The sequence below is a fragment of the Caloramator fervidus genome (assembly GCF_900108045.1).
Lineage (GTDB): Bacteria > Bacillota > Clostridia > Clostridiales > Caloramatoraceae > Caloramator > Caloramator fervidus.
In genome coordinates this window covers 35,904-54,896 of the sequence record NZ_FNUK01000013.1, presented here as the reverse complement: position 1 = coordinate 54,896, position 18,993 = coordinate 35,904, and the positions used below count along the sequence as shown (strand labels likewise).

The window sequence follows — 18,993 nt, the reverse complement described above, 5'->3', positions numbered from 1 at the left end:
GATTTTATACCAAACATATATTGAATTAAAACTATTTTAATTAATACAACAGGATCTATGCTTGGTCTCCCATTATTTAAGCAATACATGTCCTTTACAAGATCATATATGAAATCAAAATTGATAGCTTTTTCTATTTTTCTAACTAAATGATCTTCTGGAACCAATTGGTCAACAGAGATAAATTCAACTTGTTCTCTACGAATTTTATCTTTGTTGATTGTTAGCATACTTATCCTCCTTTATTACTTCGTATATTATTATATTTCGACATAAAAAAAGAGAATCCTTTTTTTGTGATGGATTCTCTTTTTAAAATTATACTTTGTCAACAATCTGAAAAATACAATTTATTAAGTATTTTTTTATATATCTCATTTTTTATTAATTGCTGTTGTTTTTTTATAATATTTACAAATTTGAAATACATTTATTATTATGCTATTAATTTTTGTGTAAGGGGGATGCAAAATGCACAAGTTAACATTTTTAAAGCATGAAAACATTCCTCTTTTTAAATGTTCATTTTGCGGAAAATGTTATAATTTTTTAGAAGCAACTTCATATCTTAAAATAAAAATGAGGGGTTGCTGCTGGTATTTTCCAAAATATAAGTTAATAGACATAAAAAATATATTAGACTTAGGAAAGGAAGATTTTATTTATGAAATTGCAAATCTTATAAACTCAAAAATAGAAAAATATCACATAGAAGTTTTAGGTTATTTTGATGAAGAAAAGTATAACAAGTTAAAACCTAAATCAGATGATTTTGATACTAAGCTTTTCTTTAGGCTATGTCCTTTTTTTGACAAAGATGGATGTAAATTAGACTTTACATTAAGACCTCATCCCTGTAACTTATACCTTTGTCGCGAAATTATAGAGGCCTGTGGTCAAGAATATGAATATTACAAAAGAGAAAGAAAAGATTATTTTGCCTACTGCAACTATTATAATGATGTTTTAGCAAAGGAATTGGAATATAAAAGCTTAAATCTTGTAAATAACTTTGAAGAAGCTATAAAACTATTGAAAGAAATTGATGTCCCAAAATTTGATTTTAGAAACCTTAAAGATATCATAATTAACATTAATGAACAAATAGCAGTATAAAAGCCTGCAAAGAAAACTTTGCAGGCTTATATGTTTACAACTTCACAACTATTTTTATAAGCTTTTATTTCATTTATAAGCTCTGGAATAACTTTATATAAATCCCCAACTATTGCAAGGTCTGCTATTGACATTATTGGAGCATTTTCGTCTTTATTTATAGCTATTATATATTCGCTATCTTGCATTCCTGCAAGATGTTGAATAGCTCCTGATATTCCACAGGCTATGTAAAGCTTTGGTCTTACAGTTTTTCCTGTTTGCCCAACTTGATGATCTTTCCCTATCCATCCTGAATCTACCGCAGCACGACTTGCTCCTACTACACCTCCTAAAAGACTCGCAAGCTCCTTTAAAAGTTCAAAACCTTCTTTACTTCCAAGGCCTCTTCCACCTGATACTATTACTTTAGCCTCTGTTATATCCACTTTATCTTCTAAAGATTTTACTATTTTTTCTACAACCGTTCTTATATCCTTTTCCTTTAAATCCACTTCTATTTTTTGTATTTTTCCTTCCCTTTTTTCATCAGGACATGGAAGTGGAAATACTCCTGGTCTTACTGTTGCCATCTGAGGTCTATGATTTGGACATTCTATTGTAGCCATTAAATTTCCTCCAAAGGCTGGTCTTGTCATAAGCAAATTTTTACTATTTTCATCTATATCAAGGCCTGTGCAATCAGCTGTAAGACCTGTTTTTAACCTTGCTGCAAGCCTTGGGCCTAAATCTCTTCCTATATTCGTAGCACCTATTAAAATTATTTCTGGATTTTTACATTTTACTACCTTTTCTATTGCTTTTGTATAACCATCCGTTGTATAGTTTTTAAGAAGTATATGGTCAAGAACTAGAACTTCATCCGCCCCATACCTTATCAACGTCTTTGCTAATTTTTCTATCTCATATCCTGCTAAAACTGCCACAAGATTTGTCCCTAACTTATTTGCAAGCTCTTTCCCCTTTCCTAAAAGTTCTAGGGATACTTTTTGAAGGTTACCATCTCTTTGTTCTGCTATAACCCATACACTCATACTATCCCCCCTATATATAGTGCTTTTCCTTTAATTTTTCAACCGCAAATTTTGCTGCCTCACAAGGCGGCATATTTATGATTTCTCCTTTTCCCTTAGGTTCCTTTGTAAAGGTTTTTCTTACCTTTGTTGGTGAACCTAAAAGTCCTATATCTTCTTTGTTTAATCCTAGATCCTCTGATGTTAAAACCTTTATTTCCTTCTTATAGCAGGTAAATATATCATATACATTCATATATCTTGGAGTATTTAATTCCTTTATACAAGTTAAAAGACACGGCATATTTATTTTTATTATCTCATATCCATCCTCTAAAGCCCTTTTTACCCTTAAGGTGTTTCCTTCAAGTTCCACCTTCTCAACATATGTAACCTGTGGAATATCAAGATGTTCTGCTATCTCCGGTCCAACCTGTGCTGTATCTCCATCTATTGCTTGTCTTCCTGCTAAAATTAAATCATAACCTATTTTTTCTATTGCCTTTGCAAGAGTCAATGAGGTTGCCCATGTATCTGCTCCTGCGAAAGCTTTATCCGTTAAAAGTATTGCCTCATCTGCCCCCATAGCTAAAGCTTCCCTTAAAACCTTTTCCGCTTGAGGAGGTCCCATCGTTATTACTGTTACGTAAGCACCATATTCATCCTTAAGCCTTAAAGCCTCTTCAAGGGCGTTTTTATCGTCAGGATTCATTATACTTGGAACACCTTCTCTTATTAAAGTCCCCTTTACAGGATCTATTTTAACTTCGTTTGTGTCTGGAACCTGTTTTACACAAACTACTACCTTCATATTATCCCCCCTATTTTAATACATGTGCTGATATTACCATCTTTTGAACTTCACTTGTTCCTTCATATATTTCTGTTATTTTTGCATCCCTCATCATTCTCTCAACAGGATAATCCCTTGTATATCCATATCCACCAAATATCTGAACTACCTTGGTGGTAACCTGCATTGCGGTTTCTGATGCAAATAGTTTTGCCATTGAAGCATCCATGCTATATGGAAGTCCATTTTCTTTTTTCCATGCAGCTTTATACACTAAAAGTTTTGCAGCTTCCACCTTTGTTGCAAGTTCCGCTATATACCACTGAAGACCTTGAAAACTTGATAAAGTTTTTCCAAATTGTTTTCTTTCCTTCATATATTTTATGGCTTCATTTAAAGCCCCTTCTGCTATTCCAAGAGCTTGAGCCGCTATACCTATTCTTCCCCCATCTAATGTTGCCATTGCTATTGAAAAACCTTTTCCTTCTTGACCTAGTAAATTTTCCTTTGGAACTTTGCAGTCTTTAAAAATCAATTCTGCTGTTGATGAACCTCTTATTCCCATCTTTTCTTCTATCTTTCCTATTTCAAAGCCTTCAAATCCTTTTTCTACTATAAAGGCTGATATTCCTTTTGTTCCTTTACTTCTATCTGTCATTGCAAATACTATAAATACATCCGCATAACCACCATTTGTTATAAATACTTTGCTTCCGTTTAATACATAGTAATCCCCTTCAAGCTTTGCTGTTGTCTGTTGGCTTGCAGCATCAGTTCCTGCATTTGGTTCTGTAAGAGCAAAAGCACCAAGTTTTTCTCCCTTTAAAAGAGAAGGAAGGTATTTTCTCTTTTGCTCTTCTGTTCCATAGGTATAAATAGGCCAACAGCAAAGGGAAGTGTGGGCAGATAATATAACCCCCGTAGTTGCACATGCCTTCGATATTTCTTCTACTGCAAGAATATAGCTTATAAAATCCCCCCCTGCTCCACCAACTTCCGTTGGAAAAGGTATTCCCATAAGTCCTAATTTTCCCATCTTCTTTACCGTATCTAGTGGAAACATTTCCTTTTCATCTACTTCTTTTGCTAAAGGCCTTACCTCATTCTCTACGAACTTTTGCAGCATTTCTCTCATTAACTCCTGTTCCTTGGTTAATTTAAAATCCACATCCATCCCCCCAATGCTAAAAAAATTAAAATTTTTCAAAAATTTCTATAAATATTATATAATATAATTATTTTTTTAACAAATTCGTTTTAAGTAAATTTATGTATATTTTTGTAGCCAAAAGAAACTTTTTTCATAATATATAATTGGAAATATTTAAAGGGGGATAAGGATATGGTTTACGAAGACAAAAACGTAACCTACGATTTATACGTCCTTGGACAATCAGAATCTAAAGAACTTGTAGGAATAGGTGAAGAAATTAGGATTGACCTTTCCCTTGAAGAAAACCAAAGTTTAGAAGCTGGTGCAGTTTATGGAAAAGTAACAGATGAAGAAGGAAATCCTATACCATCTGCCCTTGTAAAGATATTCGATGAAAGCTTTAATCCTATAGCCCACGCTTATACAGATGATAATGGAAACTACGTCTTTTCACCCTTCCCTCCTGGAATGCAGTATAATATTTCCGCAATAGCAAACGGCTATATTTTATCTGATTTAACTCCATTTTCACTACAATCACAACAACAACTTGAAATAAATATAACTTTAGCCAGCGATTCTAAAAAAGAACTTTCTGTAATAGCAGGAGATGTATTAGACTATGACAACAATCCCATAGCTTCATGTTCAGTTAAATTATTTAAAATCCTTGATAATAAAGAAGAAATAATAGCTACTACAACTACAAACCAATATGGCCAATTCCTATTTGCTGACATTCCTCAAGGACAATACAAGATAATGTGTTCAAAGCTTGGATATACTAACGATACAACAAATATAAAAATAGACAGACCTTCAATGATAGCAAAAACCGTAATAAAACTTAATATAAATCCAAACGCTTATACAGGAACTATATCAGGTGTAATAAAAGATAAAAATAATGCTCCAATTAGAAACGCAATAGTAACTTTATATAAAGTAGAAGAAGACAGTAAATTAACTCCTATAAAATTTACAAGAACAAACAATAATGGAATGTATTTGTTTACAAACGTAACTCCAGGCCTAACCTACAAGATAAAGGCTAACAAAACAATAGAATAGGGCGGTAAATCCGCCCTATAATATACTAAGATCAAGTTCCTTTGAAATATCTTCTAAAACCTTCCATCCAGCTATACTATTTCCTTTGCTATCAAGAGCTGGTCCAAAAACACCAATTCCCATTCTTGAAGGAACAGCAACTAAAATTCCTCCTCCAACGCCGCTTTTTCCAGGAACTCCTATTTTAACCGCAAATTCTCCTGATGCATCATACATTCCACAAGTAAGCATAATAGTCTTTACTATCCTTGCAACCTGCCTTGGAATTACTCTTTCTCCATTCCATGGTAAAATTCCGTCGTTTGCCAACATAGCACCTATTTTTGCTATATCTTTACAAGTAGCCTCTATAGAACATTGCTTAAAGTAAACATCTAATACTTCCTCTACATCTCCTTCTATTATTCCAATACTTTTCATATAATAAGCAAGGGCCCTATTTCTATGCCCTGTTTCTTTTTCAGATTTATACACATTATAATTTATATCAATATCTGGATTATTGGTTATCTTTCTTGTAAACTTTAAAAGCCTTTCTATAACCTCACTTCCATTTTTTCCATTAATCAAGGATGAAGTAACTATAGCCCCTGAATTTATCATTGGATTTAAAGGCTTATTAGGATTTCTTGTTTCTAAACTGCTTATAGAATTAAAGGTATCTGCTGTAGGCTCCATATCCACCTTTGAAAAAACTATTTCTTTACCATTATCTAAAAGGGCAAGCATAAGAGCAATCACTTTGGATATACTTTGTATTGTAAACTTTACATTACAATCCCCTGCACAAAATTCTTCATTGTCTATAGTATAAACTGCTATTCCAAGATGATTAGGATTAGCCTTTGAAAGCTCTGGTATATAAGTTGCAACTTTTCCTTTTTGAGTCCATTCCCTGTTGTTTTCTATAATAGTTTCTAAAAGTTTATTCATGTTTAATCCCCCACTTTTCTTTTTCTAATTTGTATATTATATAGGTTATTGCAAGAAGATCTGCAGCCCCTCCTGGACTTATATTGTTTTTTATAAAAGCTTTATCCATAAATTCTATATATTCTCTACCTGCCTTTGTCTTCATTCCACCAAGAAAAATAGCATTATTAGCCATACTTTTCATAAAGCTAATTCCACTTAACCCTTTTCTATTTAATACAGTTGTATCCTCTACCTTTGAAATAATATAAATAAGACTATGAATAAGGGAATCATTTATTGAAAGTCCAGAACTTAATGCATCTTCAAAAAATGGCAATCCATATTTTAACACAGTAGGAAGCCCTCTTTCAACCTCTCCTCTTATCCCCTCAACCCTATATTTTAAATAGAGTCTTTCTCCATTTGAAAGTTTTTTATTTAAATTTATATTTTTTAATTCTCTATCCACTATTCCCTTTGTCATATCTTTTATAATTTTAGAAATCACATATCTATTAATTGGAAGACGTAGCCTTTTAGCTTTTCCACAACTTGCTCCAACAACACCACACAAGAATATAAGTCCTTTTTGAGTATTTACCCCATTTGTTTGTCTAAACATATCCCTTTCCGCTATTAATCCAATTTTTCTTATATTTTCTAAAATATTATCCTTATATTCAAAGCCTGCTTGAACAAAATAAGGCATATAAATTGAAAGAATTGCTGTGCTTTTTAAAAATAAATTATAATCCATATCGTTATGGCTTCCATTAGAAAATGGAGATACAAGCCCTGGAGAAGGATGGGATATAACTTCAAGAAGCATCCCCTCTGTTAAAATCCTTCCAACAGCTAATGAAAATTCATTTAATTTTAGTTCTTCTTTTATTTTATATCTATTTATTAAATAATTAATCTCTTCAAGCACTTCATCTAAAGCATGTTTTTTTTGTCTTGAACACTCTCTAGCGCTTTTTTTACATATAATACATTCTCTTTCTTTAAATCCCAATTCTGTTCTAGATACTGGATTTTCCTTTTCATATATATCAATATCAAAAATCCTTCCTAATTCATGCTCATTTTCTATATTTATTGACATCCTTTTAGCTTCGAATTTATCTAATCTTAAAACCATTAAAACCGATTTTCCATCATATCCTTTATCTACTTCATGATAAATGATATAGTCTTTAAATAAATTCATCAAAAGAGAATATAACACATTAAAGGCATATTCTGCCTCTAATGTGTTTTTATTGATTCCAGGATAATTTATTTTTCCGCATAAAATAGGATAATTGTACTTTTTATAAAGGTTTAAAATTTTAAAAAACCTTTTTTCTCTATCTTCAAGTATCTCAATCAATGGGGACTATCGCTCCTTTTTATTTTTTCTATTATATCTTTTGCATCACTTGAAATTAAAAATTCATAAGTAGTTGAAGGTAAGAATTTCTTTGTTTCATAAATCTTCCCCTGCTTAATTAAGTTTCTAACAAAAGAAGCGCTTATCTTTACTCCATCAACCTTTAGACGTTCAACTACTTTAACCTCAACTCCAAAGGAAGGTAAAATTTCTAAAAGAGCACTATTATAAGCCTTTGTAACTTTGCAGTAGGGTTCTTCTCCAACATACCTTCTTTTTATATTAAACTCCTTTGCAATATATCTTCCAAATATTTTAGCATCCAATCTTGTGTAAGCCTTAAGCCTAACATCTTCTTTTCTTAAAAAATAGCTTGGAAAAGTTGCAGAGGATATTATATATTTCCCTCCTGGCATCACCCTTACATTTTTTAAATCTTTAACTCCTTCCTTTACAAGCTTCAGTCTTACATCAAAGGGAAAAAGAGACTTATTTTCTTCAACTACAAAAACTACAACTTCTTCATTTTCCTTTGAAGCAGTTTCAATAAGGAACCTATGTCCTAAAGTAAAAGGATTGCAGTTCATAACAAGACAAGCCTTTTCATTAGAACTTAAACCGCTTTTTATAAACATATTTTTTACATATTTTTCTACATTGGCTAATCCACCTTCAAGCAAAATCACATCTTCGCTACCTTCAACAAATCTATAACCTAATCCTTCAAATATATGTCTATTTTGAGGTTTTGTAAATATAAAAGTTTCATATACTCCCTTATCAAAAAGCCTATTTTGAATTTGTGTAAGAAGCTTTGATGCAACACCTTCATTTTGATATTCTGAAGATACCGCAAAATCCTTTATAATATTTCCTGAAGCTGAACATGTTCCTATTATTCTACCATCTTCAACTGCAATCAAAGTTATATCAACATCTTTTTCTAAGCTTAAATCAAAATCTTTTAAAAAATTCTCTACCTTATCAAGCTCCTTAGTTTCAATAATTTCCATAAAATCACCTAACCTGCCTTACAACATCTATAACTGTTCCATCTCTATACTCAACTACAGCAACTATTCTATCTTCAAATTCTATTTTCTCAGGAACCCCTGTTAGCTTTTCTGCCATATTCTTTAGTTCTTCTATAGTAAATATAGGTAAATTAGAATCCTTAAGCTTTTCTAAAAGGTCTTGTCTTCTTGGATTTATTGCTATACCCCTTTCAGTAACAACTGCATCTATAGTCTCACCTGGGGTTGTAACTGTTGTTACTCTATCTACTATAATAGGGAGCCTTGCCTTTGTAAGCTGGGTTACAACTATAGCAAGCTTTGCTCCTGCGGCAGTGTCTGAATGTCCACCTGAACCTCCAATTATTATTCCATTTGAACCTGTTGTAACATTAACGTTGAAATCAATATCTACCTCGGTTGCTCCTAATATCATAACATCAAGGTTATTCACAACCGCTCCTTTGTTATGAGGATTTCCATACATTGATGCAGACATTCCTTGATGAGCCTTATTGTTTTTATAAGATTCAACTGCCTTTAAATCAAAACATTGAACATCAAACAAGGCTTTAAACAGCCCTTCTTCAAACATATCAACTATATATCCTGTAATTCCTCCTGCTGCAAAACTTCCTTTTATATTTTTTTTCTTCATTATATCCTTTACAAAAGCTGCAACTGCAAGGGATGTTCCTCCAGCTCCAGTTTGAAAAGAAAAACCATCCTTCAAAAGTCCTACTTCATCAATAAGCTGTGCAGCAAGCTTTGCAATCCTAAGACCTATAGGATCCCTAGTTATCCTTGTAGTTCCTGAAACTATACCTTTAGGATCCCCTATTTCATCAACTACAACAACATAATCAACATATTCCTGGCTTATTTCAATAGGACAAGCAGGATAATCAACAAGGTTATCAGTTATTGCAACTACCTTTTCTGCATACATGGCATCAGGTATAGCATATCCTAAACTTCCGCAGGCAGATTTTCCTTCAACTCCATTTATATTTCCATAAGTATCACAAGTTGGAGCTGCTATAAAAGCAATATCTATATGTAGATCTCCACTTTCAATAGCTCTTGCTCTTCCGCCATGGGTATGCATAATAGCAGGATATTTTAAAAGTCCCTTTGAAACAGCCTCAGCAACAGGTCCAGACATATAATTAGCATAAATTTTTGTTACAACTCCATTTTTAATATGCTCAACTAAAGGAGCATGACATGGGAAAATAGAACTTGCTGCAACAGTCAAATTTTTAATTCCAAGCTTTGCTATTTCATCTAAAACCATGTTTAATACATAATCACCATTTCTTAGGTGATGGTGAAATGATATAGTCATTCCATCCTTTATTCCACACTTTAAAAGTGCATCCTTTATTGATGGAAGAACTTTTTTATCATTGGGTTTTACGCTTTTTATTTTTACGGAAGTTTTTACAACATCGCCTATATTAGCATAAGCTCCCATAAAGGGTTTAACTTTGCCATAACCTTCTATAAATTCAGGAATTTCTCTTTTAACTGCATTAATCATTTTATCACCCCTTTATAAGGCCTATTGCTTTTGCCTTTTCTATTATATTTTTTGCTCTTAAAAGTATTGGTGCATCTACCATCTTTCCATCCAGTGCAAATACTCCTTTACCTTCCATCTTAGCCTTTTCATAGGCTTCAATAACCCTTTTTGCCCAATTAATATCATCAAAGCTTGGTGAAAAAACTTCATTAATTACATCTATTTGTCTTGGATTTATTGCTGCCTTTCCAGACATTCCAATAAGTTTTGCCTTCTCCGCATCCTTTCTTAATCCTTCAAAATCATTAACATCTGTAAAAGGAGTATCTATTGCATCAACCTTCAGCGCCGCACAAACAGATGCTATTCTGCTTCTTGCATAAAATATTTCTTCTCCTTCTTTTGTCCTTTTTATACCCATATCAGCGGTCAAATCTTCTGCTCCAAGAAGCACTGCAACAATCCTTTTAGAAGATTTTATAATATTAAAAACATCTTCAACTCCAAAGGCAGTTTCAATAAGAGGAATTAACTTTATACATCCAAGTTTAAAACCTTCCTCCCTTTCTATAGTAGAAATTAATGAATCTATCTCCTCTATATCATCCTCTGTAGCCTTTGGAATCAAAAAAGCATCAGGCTTAATCCTTGCTATTGCATCAATATCATCATATCCAAATCCAGAAGATATAGAGTTAATTCTTACAACCTTTTCACAACCATTAAAATCTAAGCTTAAAAGGGCATTTCTAACTAAACATCTTGCTGAATCCTTTTCATCTAGACTTACTGCATCCTCAAGGTCTAAAATAATACTATCTGCACCAAGAAAAGGAGAATTTTGAATCATAGAAGGATTATTTCCTGGAATAAAAAGCATGCTTCTTCTCAAAGGTAACACCTCCAAAAGTGCCCATCGCTTAACTTTTTAAATTATTCACAGGCTCTTTTTATAGCCGTCTCAACCCTTGCTTTTATAGTATAATCTAAAGCCCCCCTATCCTTTGCAACAACTAAAGCATTTTCAACCTCAAGTTCGTTTAAAGTATCCATTATAACCTTTTTTATCTGATTTCCAAATTGTTTTAAAACTATACTATCAAGCTGAATTTCGTTTCCATTTTCATTAGGATAAACCATTATATAAATATCATTCGACTCCATAGTCCCTGCCTTTGCAGGCCTTACTATTTTCATAATACACCTCCTTTTATTTATCACATAAACTTAAATACTCCCTTTGCCCTATCTCATAATAATTATTACCGTTACTATCTACAACAACGACTAAAGGCAAATCTTCAACATAAAGCCTTCTTATAGCTTCTGCTCCTAAATCCTCATAGGCTATAAGCTCTGATGATTTTACACATTTTGCAGTAAGGGCTGCAGCCCCACCTATTGCTGCAAAATAAATACACGAATTTTTCTTTATGGAATCTATAACTTCCTTGCTTCTTTTTCCTTTTCCTATCATTCCCTTTAATCCCTTTTCAAGAAGCAAAGGAGTATAAGGATCCATTCTATAACTTGTCGTAGGACCAGCAGAACCTATTGGCTGTCCCTCCTTAGCTGGGGTTGGACCTACATAATAAATTATTTGCCCCTTTATATCAAAGGGCAATTCCTTTCCTTCTTTTATAAGTTCAACAAGTCTTTTATGGGCAGCATCCCTTGCCGTATAAACATACCCTGTCAACAAAACACTATCTCCTGCTTTTAAGCTTTTTATAACATCATTTGTAAGTGGAGTTGTAATTCTTATCATCATATCCCCCCTATAAAACCTTCTCTGCATGTCTTGTAGCATGACAACTTATATTAACTGCAACAGGAAGCCCTGCTATATGAGTTGCATAGGCCTCTATATTTACAGCAAGAGCTGTAGTTTTTCCTCCAAATCCTTGAGGTCCTATTCCAAGGCTGTTTATAGCATTTAATAGTTCTTCTTCTAACTTTGCATAAAATGGATTTTCATTTCTTTTATCAATAGGCCTTAAAAGTGCCTTCTTAGCAAGATAAGCACAATATTCAAAAGTTCCACCAATTCCAACTCCAACTACAATAGGTGGACAAGGATTGGGCCCTGCCTCTTTAACAACATTCAAAACAAAATCCTTTATTCCCTCCACTCCGTCAGCTGGCCTTAACATTTTTAACTGACTCATGTTTTCACTTCCAAATCCCTTTGGAACGACAGTTATTTTTAGCTTATCCCCTTCAACAATATCAGTATAAATTATAGCAGGAGTATTATCCTTTGTATTTATTCTCTCTATAGGATCATTAACAACAGACTTTCTAAGATAGCCTTCTATGTAACCCCTTCTTACACCTTCATTTATAGCTTCCTTTAAACTTCCTCCAACTATATGAACATCTTGACCTATTTCAACAAAAATTACTGCCATTCCTGTATCCTGACACATAGGCATATTTTCATTTTTTGCAATTTCAGCATTTTTTATCAAAATATCTATTATATCCTTTGCAAGTTTAAAATTTTCTTCCTCTTTATATTTTAAAAAAGCATTTTTTATATCTTCATTTAAATAATAGTTTGCTTCTATACATAAATCTCTTACAACTTTTACAATTTCATCAATATGAATAGTTCTCATAAATTCACCTTCCTTTCCATAAAAAGGCATGCAGATGCCTGCATGCCTATCTTTTTATAGCATTGTTTATTCTTTCTCTGTTTTTATATAAAGTTAAAACTCTTTGCATTTCATTGTAAACTATCATAAATCCTTCATCAACACCCATTCCTGGCTTTGCAAGGCACTGATCTGCATCACATGCTATAGCAACATTAGTTAAAACCTGCGCTGATCTATCTGTTTCATTGCATGTTCCACCACAATATGCACCTACTCCATGCTTTTTGCAGTAAAGAATTGCTTCAACAACATTATTTATTCCTCCAAGGTCAGGAGTTTTTATCTGAATCATATCTGCAGCGCCTTCATCTACAAAAAGCTTTATATCCTCCCAAGTATTGCACCATTCATCAGCAACTATTTCTACTCCTATGCCCTTTTGTTTTAAAAGATTTCTAAGTCTCTTTAAAGCTTCAAGCTGCCCTTCTCTGTTTTCAACATCCATAGGACCTTCTATTCTAAGTTTAAATGGCTTTGCTATAGCTTCAAGCTCTCCTAAATAATTTGCCATTTTTTCATAATCCATATTAAAAGCAATTCCTATAGTTCCATAGACATCTATGTGTAAAACAGGATTGTAATCTTCTCTTGTTCTTAACTTTAAGATTCTATCCCTTAACCATGCTACATATTCTTTTAAGATTTCTCCATTTTCTCCAAGCTTTTCTTTTACATTGTTTATAAGTCCGTGGGGAAGAACATCAGCACCCTTTAAAATCATTTTGTCCACATTTATGTATCTGTCATCCCCAGATTGTGTGAATATAGGTATCTTCCTAAATTCAACTCCTGTTTTATATTCTTCCTTTATAACCTCTGCCATTGTAATTTTTCTTGCCTTAGCTACAGCATCTAATATAGCTTGAGTTACACCATATCTTATAGCTGTATGAAGTCTTTTCCCATCAACTTCTAATTTATCAATTTCCTCAGCCATTTCTTTAAATGTAGTTATTTCTCTTCCTTTAAGCTTTGGAACTATATGTTTTTCTATAACAGGTATAAACTCCTCAGCTAAAAATAAAGGATCTCTTCCTCCTGCTCCTGAATATTGAACAGCCGCACAATCTCCATAAGCAACCTGTCCATCCTCCAAAATAAGCATAACTGAAATAGACTCTCCTGCCATTCTTATGGTTTTAAATCCTTCTGTTACTGGCTCACCTATATACACAAAACCATCATGGGGAGCCCCTTTTTTAATTGCCCTTTGGTCATCAAAGAAAAATCCTGTTCTTCCTGCTGACATTAAAACATCAACTATCTTCATAATACCTCCAACCTTTCTCCTTTAATTTACATATTTGGTCTTCCAACCAAGAATCCTTTTCCTACAGCATAAATATCATCTACAACCATTTGGAAACCTACTTCTCTTTTTTCATACCTTGCTCTTTCCTCTAAAAGACTTCTGTGGAAATCTTTTATTTCCTTTGTAAATGGTATATTTCCAAATTCCAATATTCTAACTGCTCCATTGTTATCCCTCGCTGGAAGAACTTTACCTGCATTATATTTACTTGGTGCAAATGGTATATCTAAAATTCCCATTTCAAACGCCTTTACAACTCCAACTGCAAGATCTCCTTTTCCAACCTCAAATACCTTATCTAATATACACTTTGTTTCCATCTTTATAAGTTTTATTTCTTCTTCCAATTCCTTTGACATTGGAAGTCTTTGACCTCTTAAAAGATTCAATGTCTGTTTTGTTGCCTTTATTCCTTGAGCATTTGCTTCCTTTGTTGGAATTCCAACAGCCTCATGAGGAGTTTTTACTATAACCTTTGTAGCTCCAGCAAGAGCAGCTGTTGCTGAACCCCATGAAATAACACCAAAAGCCTTTGCTTCATCCTGTGGGAATCCTCCCATCCATTGATGGAACACTGTTGTAAGGTAAACATCATATCCAAAAGTTTTAAAATATTCCTCTGCCTGCTCCTCTAAAGCCTTCATAGCTGCAACGTCTTGAATTAAATTACCACACTGACCATAACCTAATGTAATATTTCTAACGCCCTGTTCCGCTGCAAGAAGCCCTTCTATTATAGCAACTGCATTGGAAATGCTTGGTGGAACTAAAGTTCCTGTTAAAGGTCCAAAAGGCTCTCTATTTAATGATATTCCCATTTCCTCATAAAGCCCAACTAACCTATCACAGTATTGCCAATCTAGTATTGACTTTTCAAGACTTACGCTTTTTGCATATGGAATATTATATGATATCGCTCCACCTTCATTTGAAGTCCAACCTGCAGCATGAATTATTTCTGATAAAAGCCTTGCATCAGGAGTTCCATGTCTTGCTTGAAGTGGAAGGTCAACCGCTTCAAATACCCTTCTACAACCTTCAACACCATGGTTTACTGCTGGGAAACCATTGAGCATAGAACGTCCTGCTTTTCTACTTTCTTCAAGACCAATTTCACATTCGTTATATCTATTTTGTCTTGTATAACTATCTATCGTTGATGGCAAAAGATCCGCTTCTCCTACATCCTGTAAATATCTTAAAAGGTTTATATGATCCTCAATCAAAGCAACTCCTGCCCTTGGCTGTGCTAATGTTATTCCTTCTTCTTTAGCCTTTTTAAGTTTTGCAGGGAAACTTTTATGTTCAGGAACTTTTCTTAAATATTCTGCTGCTTCTTCTAAATCTACATCCTTTCCTGTAGGCCACTGATTTAATACCTCTTGTCTTACCTTAAAAAATTCTTCTTCTGTCCATTTTTTATTTTTAAGCTCCATAATTTAACCTCCTCAAGCTTTAACTATATATTTTTTCATTATTCTTACAGCCTTATCAGGATATTTTTCCGCCAAAAGCCCCATTGCAGACATTATATACTCTTTATCAACTAAAATCTCAGGATCCATAGGTTTTAAATAATTTGGAGTTTCTGAATTAAACTTTCCTGCAGAAAGTATTTTCTTAGGATTTTTGCTGTGTACTATAACACCACCAGTTCCTATTAAATACTTTACATTTAGTAAATCTTTTCCAACTTGAGAATAAATAATACCCATTGGAGTATATACACTTTCTATAAAACCTACATGTCTTTCCATTGCCATATCTGTTGCAACCATAGCCAAAGCCTCATCAAAATCAATATCCTCTTGTTTTTCAGGAACAAAATTTACATTCTGCTGTAAAAATTTACACCTTTGTTCTATATCATACTTAGTATCTGGAATAAATTTTTTTATCTTCCTTGTTCCTGCAGCTTCAAAAAGGGACATAGCACTTACCCTCATTCCTAAATCTCCCTCAACGGTTCTTTTAGCATAGGGCTCTTGAAGACCTCTTAAGGTAACCCCTGCCTTTGAGGGCTCACCGCTTGCAATAGAATGAACATCCGTTGTAGCACCACCAATATCAACAACAACAAGTTCACCTATACCCTCTTCCTTATCCGTTCCATCCGCCAAAATCCTTGCCGCCTTTAAAACAGCCGCAGGAGTTGGCATTAATATTCCACCTATAAATTCCTCAGCTTTTTTCATACCCTTTGCTTCAACTATTTTTTCCATAAATATTTCTCTTATAACCTTTCTTGCAGGCTCCACATTTATTTGATTAAGCCTTGGCATTACATTCTCTGTTATTTTATGATAAATATGGGCATCATTAAAAATAGCATCTATCTCATCCTGAGCATTCTTGTTTCCTGCTACCACTACAGGAACATCATGAATATATTCTGCAATAAGTTTTGTATTATGAAGAATACAATCCTTGTTTCCCCCATCTGTTCCACCTGCAAGAAGTATGATATCTGGCTTTTTTTCTATAATTTCTTCTATTTCATGCTTTGTAAGTTCATAACTGTAAACTCCAAGTATCCTAGCCCCTGCTCCAAGGGCAGCCCTCTTGGCAGCCTCCGCTGTAAGTTCTGGCACAAGGCCAATTGCGATCATTTTAAGTCCACCTGCTGCAGATGAGCATGCCAATTTTTCTACAAAATTAACTTTAGATATATCTATTTTTTCCTTTAATTTCTCAAAAGCTTTATTAAAACCTATCATTATATCTGTATTAACCGTCGTAAGGTCCTTTGCTGTCGCAAGAATTTCCTCATTTTCTAGATCTACCGCCGTAAGCTTTGTATATGTGCTTCCAAAATCTATTAAAAGCGCTGCATCCATAACATCACCTAATCCTCTATTCCTAAATCATGTTTAAGATCTTTAATTCCAACCTCTGGAGATGTTCCAGGTGGATAAACCCTATTAAATCCCATTTCTTTAAATCTTTTTTCAACTTCACTCCATTCTTGCTTTCCTACAACAAGATTTCCCCCTGCATAAAGAAGTATATTTTTTAGTCCTGCCTCATCACACTTTTCCCTTAAACCTCTACAGTCTATCTCACCATGTCCATATAAGGATGAAACTAATATTGCATCTGCATTTGTTTCAATTGCAGCATTAATGAATTCTTCTTGAGAACACATAACTCCTATATTTACAACATTAAATCCTGCATCAGTAAAAGCCCTTTCAAGTATTTTATTTCCTACAGCATGGCAGTCAGCACCAATAACACCTAAAACTACAGTCTTTCCCATAATTATCCTCCTTATTAAATTATGTTTTTATATTCTATAATCTTTGACATAATAGCCTTTACAGACCCCTTATCAAGAGAATAATCAAAATTTATTACTTCTTTTCCCTTTGCAATTTTTAAAACCTCTTGACGCCTTCCTGGGGAAACTATTATAACATCTGATGTGTCTATTATGTCCTTAACTTCCTCTGCCTTTTTGCTAACAGATGCACGAATATCCACTAAATCAAGCCCTGCAGAATTAAGCGCAGTTTTTACCTTAAAAGCAAATTCCTCAGAAAGGCATAAAAGTCCAAACCTTGTCCCCTTTGGATATCGTGCAATCCTTACAATGGCCTCAAGGCAGGGATTTATTGCAACTCCTAATACTTCCTTTTTAAGATCCGATGTTAAAGTCTTTACCTCGTTGACATGATTAAAAGTTGCAATAATAAGATGTGCATCCTTTAAAGCCTTTAGTGTTTTTTCATCCCTTTCCTTAAGGTCAGATATAGTAAGAGGACTTACATTCATTTTTGTATAAAAAGATAATTCCTTTGCAAATTCTTTTGCTTGTTCTATATTGCATTCAACAAATACTGCATTAATGCTTTGTAAAATCTCTTCCTTTTCACTAATCCTTTGTTGAACTAAAGCTAAAAATTCCCTTGGGCTTAATCCAAGTTCTAAAGCCTCTTCAAGCCCAAGATCTATAATTCTTAAAAGTTTTTCCTTTATATTCTGATGCTTCCAAGTTATTCCTTCTTCTGCTACAAAAGTACCCCTTCCTTGATAAGATACAAGTACTCCTTCCTTTTCTAAAAGATTATAGGCTGAGCTTATAGTATTTCTGCTTGTATTCAAAAGCCTTGCAAGTTCCCTTTCTGTTGGCAACTTATCTCCTATTTTTAAATTTCCTTTTTTAATTTCCTCCATTATTTGATTTTTAACTTGTATATATAGTGGAACGTTGCTTTTTTTGTCTATTGTAATGTTCATTTTGCCACCTCTTGATCCATTTTGAAAATTGGCTCAATCCAATTATTATTTTATCATAATAAAATATAAAACGTTAATAAGATATTCCTTATATTTTTTGAAATTTTTAGATTAAAAAGCTTTATTGAAATTTTTCTGTATTATTTGCAATTATTCTTGCAATTACAAAAAAATTCAGCGCTAAATTAGCGCTGCTTATATAATATAATCTTTTCATCCTTTTGCCATCTTTTGTTTAATATTTCCTTTATTCCAAAATCCTTTATTCCTTCAAATATTACCTTACAATGCACACCATCTTTTATAAGCTTTATATCCTCAATAGTTTTTATATCCTCTGGACTTGATAAATCTTTGGTACATATATTTGCTCTAATTATAAGATCTAAATTATTGTTTAAAACTTTTTTTGCTGCTTCCTTTACAGTTTTAATATCAACAAAAAAGGAGTGAAAATAATCATATTCAATAATTACACCAGATAAATTAAGTTTTCTTAAATCGTAAAGTATTCTATTGTATATATCAAAGTTTCCCCAATATCCGTTTGTTACAACATACTTTTTAATATTGACATCCTTAAGTTTTTTTAAATATTTATAAATAACCTCTGCATTTAAAAATACTTCCCCACCCTCAATTATTAAGTAGTCATTAAATCCTTCCTCTATTGCCTTTAAAACTTCAATCCTCAAATGTAAAGGATTCATAATACCCCTTTTAAAAGGAGCACATTTATATCTACAACTAGAACACATAAAGTTACAATGGTATGTAACAACTGCCCTTATACCCTTCACACAAACCT

20 protein-coding genes are annotated in these 18,993 nt (G+C 33.2%); 2 read left to right on the top strand and 18 right to left on the bottom strand.

Features of this window, described 5'->3' with window-relative positions:
* Positions 1 to 230 (bottom strand): transposase (locus C4R78_RS05865; protein ID WP_173689746.1); only part of this gene is annotated, 230 nt, incomplete at its 3' end.
* Between the two features lie 241 nt (positions 231 to 471).
* Between C4R78_RS05865 and C4R78_RS05860 the strand changes: the two genes are divergently transcribed.
* Complete coding sequence (locus C4R78_RS05860; RefSeq protein ID WP_103896150.1) at positions 472 to 1,116, top strand: hypothetical protein; 645 nt, start codon at positions 472 to 474, stop codon at positions 1,114 to 1,116.
* 26 nt (positions 1,117 to 1,142) lie between these two features.
* On the opposite strand, the gene C4R78_RS05855 is transcribed toward C4R78_RS05860, so the two are convergent.
* Genes C4R78_RS05855 through C4R78_RS05845 form a run of 3 tightly spaced genes read right to left on the bottom strand, consistent with a single transcriptional unit; the run spans position 1,143 to position 4,090 of the window.
* Positions 1,143 to 2,168, bottom strand: coding sequence for an electron transfer flavoprotein subunit alpha/FixB family protein (locus C4R78_RS05855; protein ID WP_423236637.1), 1,026 nt, complete (start codon positions 2,166 to 2,168; stop codon positions 1,143 to 1,145).
* Complete coding sequence (locus C4R78_RS05850) at positions 2,161 to 2,940, bottom strand: electron transfer flavoprotein subunit beta/FixA family protein (protein WP_103896148.1); 780 nt, start codon at positions 2,938 to 2,940, stop codon at positions 2,161 to 2,163. The genes C4R78_RS05855 and C4R78_RS05850 overlap by 8 nt, the downstream gene beginning before the upstream one ends.
* 10 nt (positions 2,941 to 2,950) lie before the next feature.
* On the bottom strand, positions 2,951 to 4,090 hold the full coding sequence (locus tag C4R78_RS05845; protein WP_103896147.1) for an acyl-CoA dehydrogenase: 1,140 nt from the start codon (positions 4,088 to 4,090) through the stop codon (positions 2,951 to 2,953).
* A 174-nt stretch (positions 4,091 to 4,264) separates the two neighbouring features.
* On the opposite strand from C4R78_RS05845, the gene C4R78_RS05840 reads away from it, so the two are divergent.
* Entirely contained in the window at positions 4,265 to 5,146 is an 882-nt protein-coding gene (locus C4R78_RS05840; RefSeq protein WP_103896146.1) for an MSCRAMM family protein, read from the top strand.
* Positions 5,147 to 5,161: 15 nt separating this feature from the next.
* On the opposite strand, the gene glsA is transcribed toward C4R78_RS05840, so the two are convergent.
* The 14 genes from glsA to C4R78_RS05770 all read right to left on the bottom strand — a co-directional run bounded on the left by glsA (position 5,162) and on the right by C4R78_RS05770 (position 18,985).
* Positions 5,162 to 6,079 carry a glutaminase A gene (glsA, locus tag C4R78_RS05835; protein WP_103896145.1) on the bottom strand — a complete coding sequence of 306 codons (918 nt, stop codon included), beginning with the start codon at positions 6,077 to 6,079 and terminating at the stop codon, positions 5,162 to 5,164.
* Entirely contained in the window at positions 6,072 to 7,433 is a 1,362-nt protein-coding gene (citX, locus tag C4R78_RS05830; protein WP_103896144.1) for a citrate lyase holo-[acyl-carrier protein] synthase, read from the bottom strand. The genes glsA and citX overlap by 8 nt, the downstream gene beginning before the upstream one ends.
* Entirely contained in the window at positions 7,430 to 8,446 is a 1,017-nt protein-coding gene (gene citC / locus C4R78_RS05825) for a [citrate (pro-3S)-lyase] ligase (protein ID WP_103896143.1), read from the bottom strand. Before citC ends, citX begins: the two co-directional genes overlap by 4 nt.
* Before the next feature lie 4 nt (positions 8,447 to 8,450).
* Positions 8,451 to 9,989, bottom strand: coding sequence for a citrate lyase subunit alpha (gene citF / locus C4R78_RS05820; RefSeq protein WP_103896142.1), 1,539 nt, complete (start codon positions 9,987 to 9,989; stop codon positions 8,451 to 8,453).
* 4 nt (positions 9,990 to 9,993) lie between these two features.
* Complete coding sequence (locus C4R78_RS05815) at positions 9,994 to 10,872, bottom strand: HpcH/HpaI aldolase/citrate lyase family protein (RefSeq protein ID WP_103896152.1); 879 nt, start codon at positions 10,870 to 10,872, stop codon at positions 9,994 to 9,996.
* A 32-nt stretch (positions 10,873 to 10,904) separates the two neighbouring features.
* Positions 10,905 to 11,168 (bottom strand): citrate lyase acyl carrier protein, encoded by a 264-nt coding sequence (gene citD, locus C4R78_RS05810; RefSeq protein WP_103896141.1) that lies wholly within the window; start codon positions 11,166 to 11,168, stop codon positions 10,905 to 10,907.
* A gap of 13 nt (positions 11,169 to 11,181) precedes the next feature.
* Positions 11,182 to 11,742 carry a Fe-S-containing hydro-lyase gene (locus C4R78_RS05805; RefSeq protein WP_103896140.1) on the bottom strand — a complete coding sequence of 187 codons (561 nt, stop codon included), beginning with the start codon at positions 11,740 to 11,742 and terminating at the stop codon, positions 11,182 to 11,184.
* A gap of 7 nt (positions 11,743 to 11,749) precedes the next feature.
* Positions 11,750 to 12,592 carry a fumarate hydratase gene (locus C4R78_RS05800; RefSeq protein ID WP_103896151.1) on the bottom strand — a complete coding sequence of 281 codons (843 nt, stop codon included), beginning with the start codon at positions 12,590 to 12,592 and terminating at the stop codon, positions 11,750 to 11,752.
* 46 nt (positions 12,593 to 12,638) lie between these two features.
* Complete coding sequence (locus C4R78_RS05795) at positions 12,639 to 13,904, bottom strand: methylaspartate ammonia-lyase (RefSeq protein WP_103896139.1); 1,266 nt, start codon at positions 13,902 to 13,904, stop codon at positions 12,639 to 12,641.
* A 26-nt stretch (positions 13,905 to 13,930) separates the two neighbouring features.
* Positions 13,931 to 15,382: a methylaspartate mutase subunit E gene (locus tag C4R78_RS05790; protein WP_103896138.1), complete on the bottom strand. Its 1,452-nt coding sequence runs from the start codon at positions 15,380 to 15,382 to the stop codon at positions 13,931 to 13,933.
* Positions 15,383 to 15,394: 12 nt separating this feature from the next.
* A complete protein-coding gene (glmL, locus tag C4R78_RS05785) occupies positions 15,395 to 16,783 on the bottom strand; it encodes a methylaspartate mutase accessory protein GlmL (protein ID WP_103896137.1) in 1,389 nt (462 codons plus the stop codon).
* 8 nt (positions 16,784 to 16,791) lie between these two features.
* Complete coding sequence (gene glmS, locus C4R78_RS05780; protein ID WP_103896136.1) at positions 16,792 to 17,205, bottom strand: methylaspartate mutase subunit S; 414 nt, start codon at positions 17,203 to 17,205, stop codon at positions 16,792 to 16,794.
* A 14-nt stretch (positions 17,206 to 17,219) separates the two neighbouring features.
* Complete coding sequence (locus C4R78_RS05775; RefSeq protein WP_103896135.1) at positions 17,220 to 18,185, bottom strand: GntR family transcriptional regulator; 966 nt, start codon at positions 18,183 to 18,185, stop codon at positions 17,220 to 17,222.
* Positions 18,186 to 18,370: 185 nt separating this feature from the next.
* On the bottom strand, positions 18,371 to 18,985 hold the full coding sequence (locus C4R78_RS05770) for a 4Fe-4S cluster-binding domain-containing protein (RefSeq protein WP_103896134.1): 615 nt from the start codon (positions 18,983 to 18,985) through the stop codon (positions 18,371 to 18,373).
* Positions 18,986 to 18,993 lie beyond the last annotated feature (8 nt).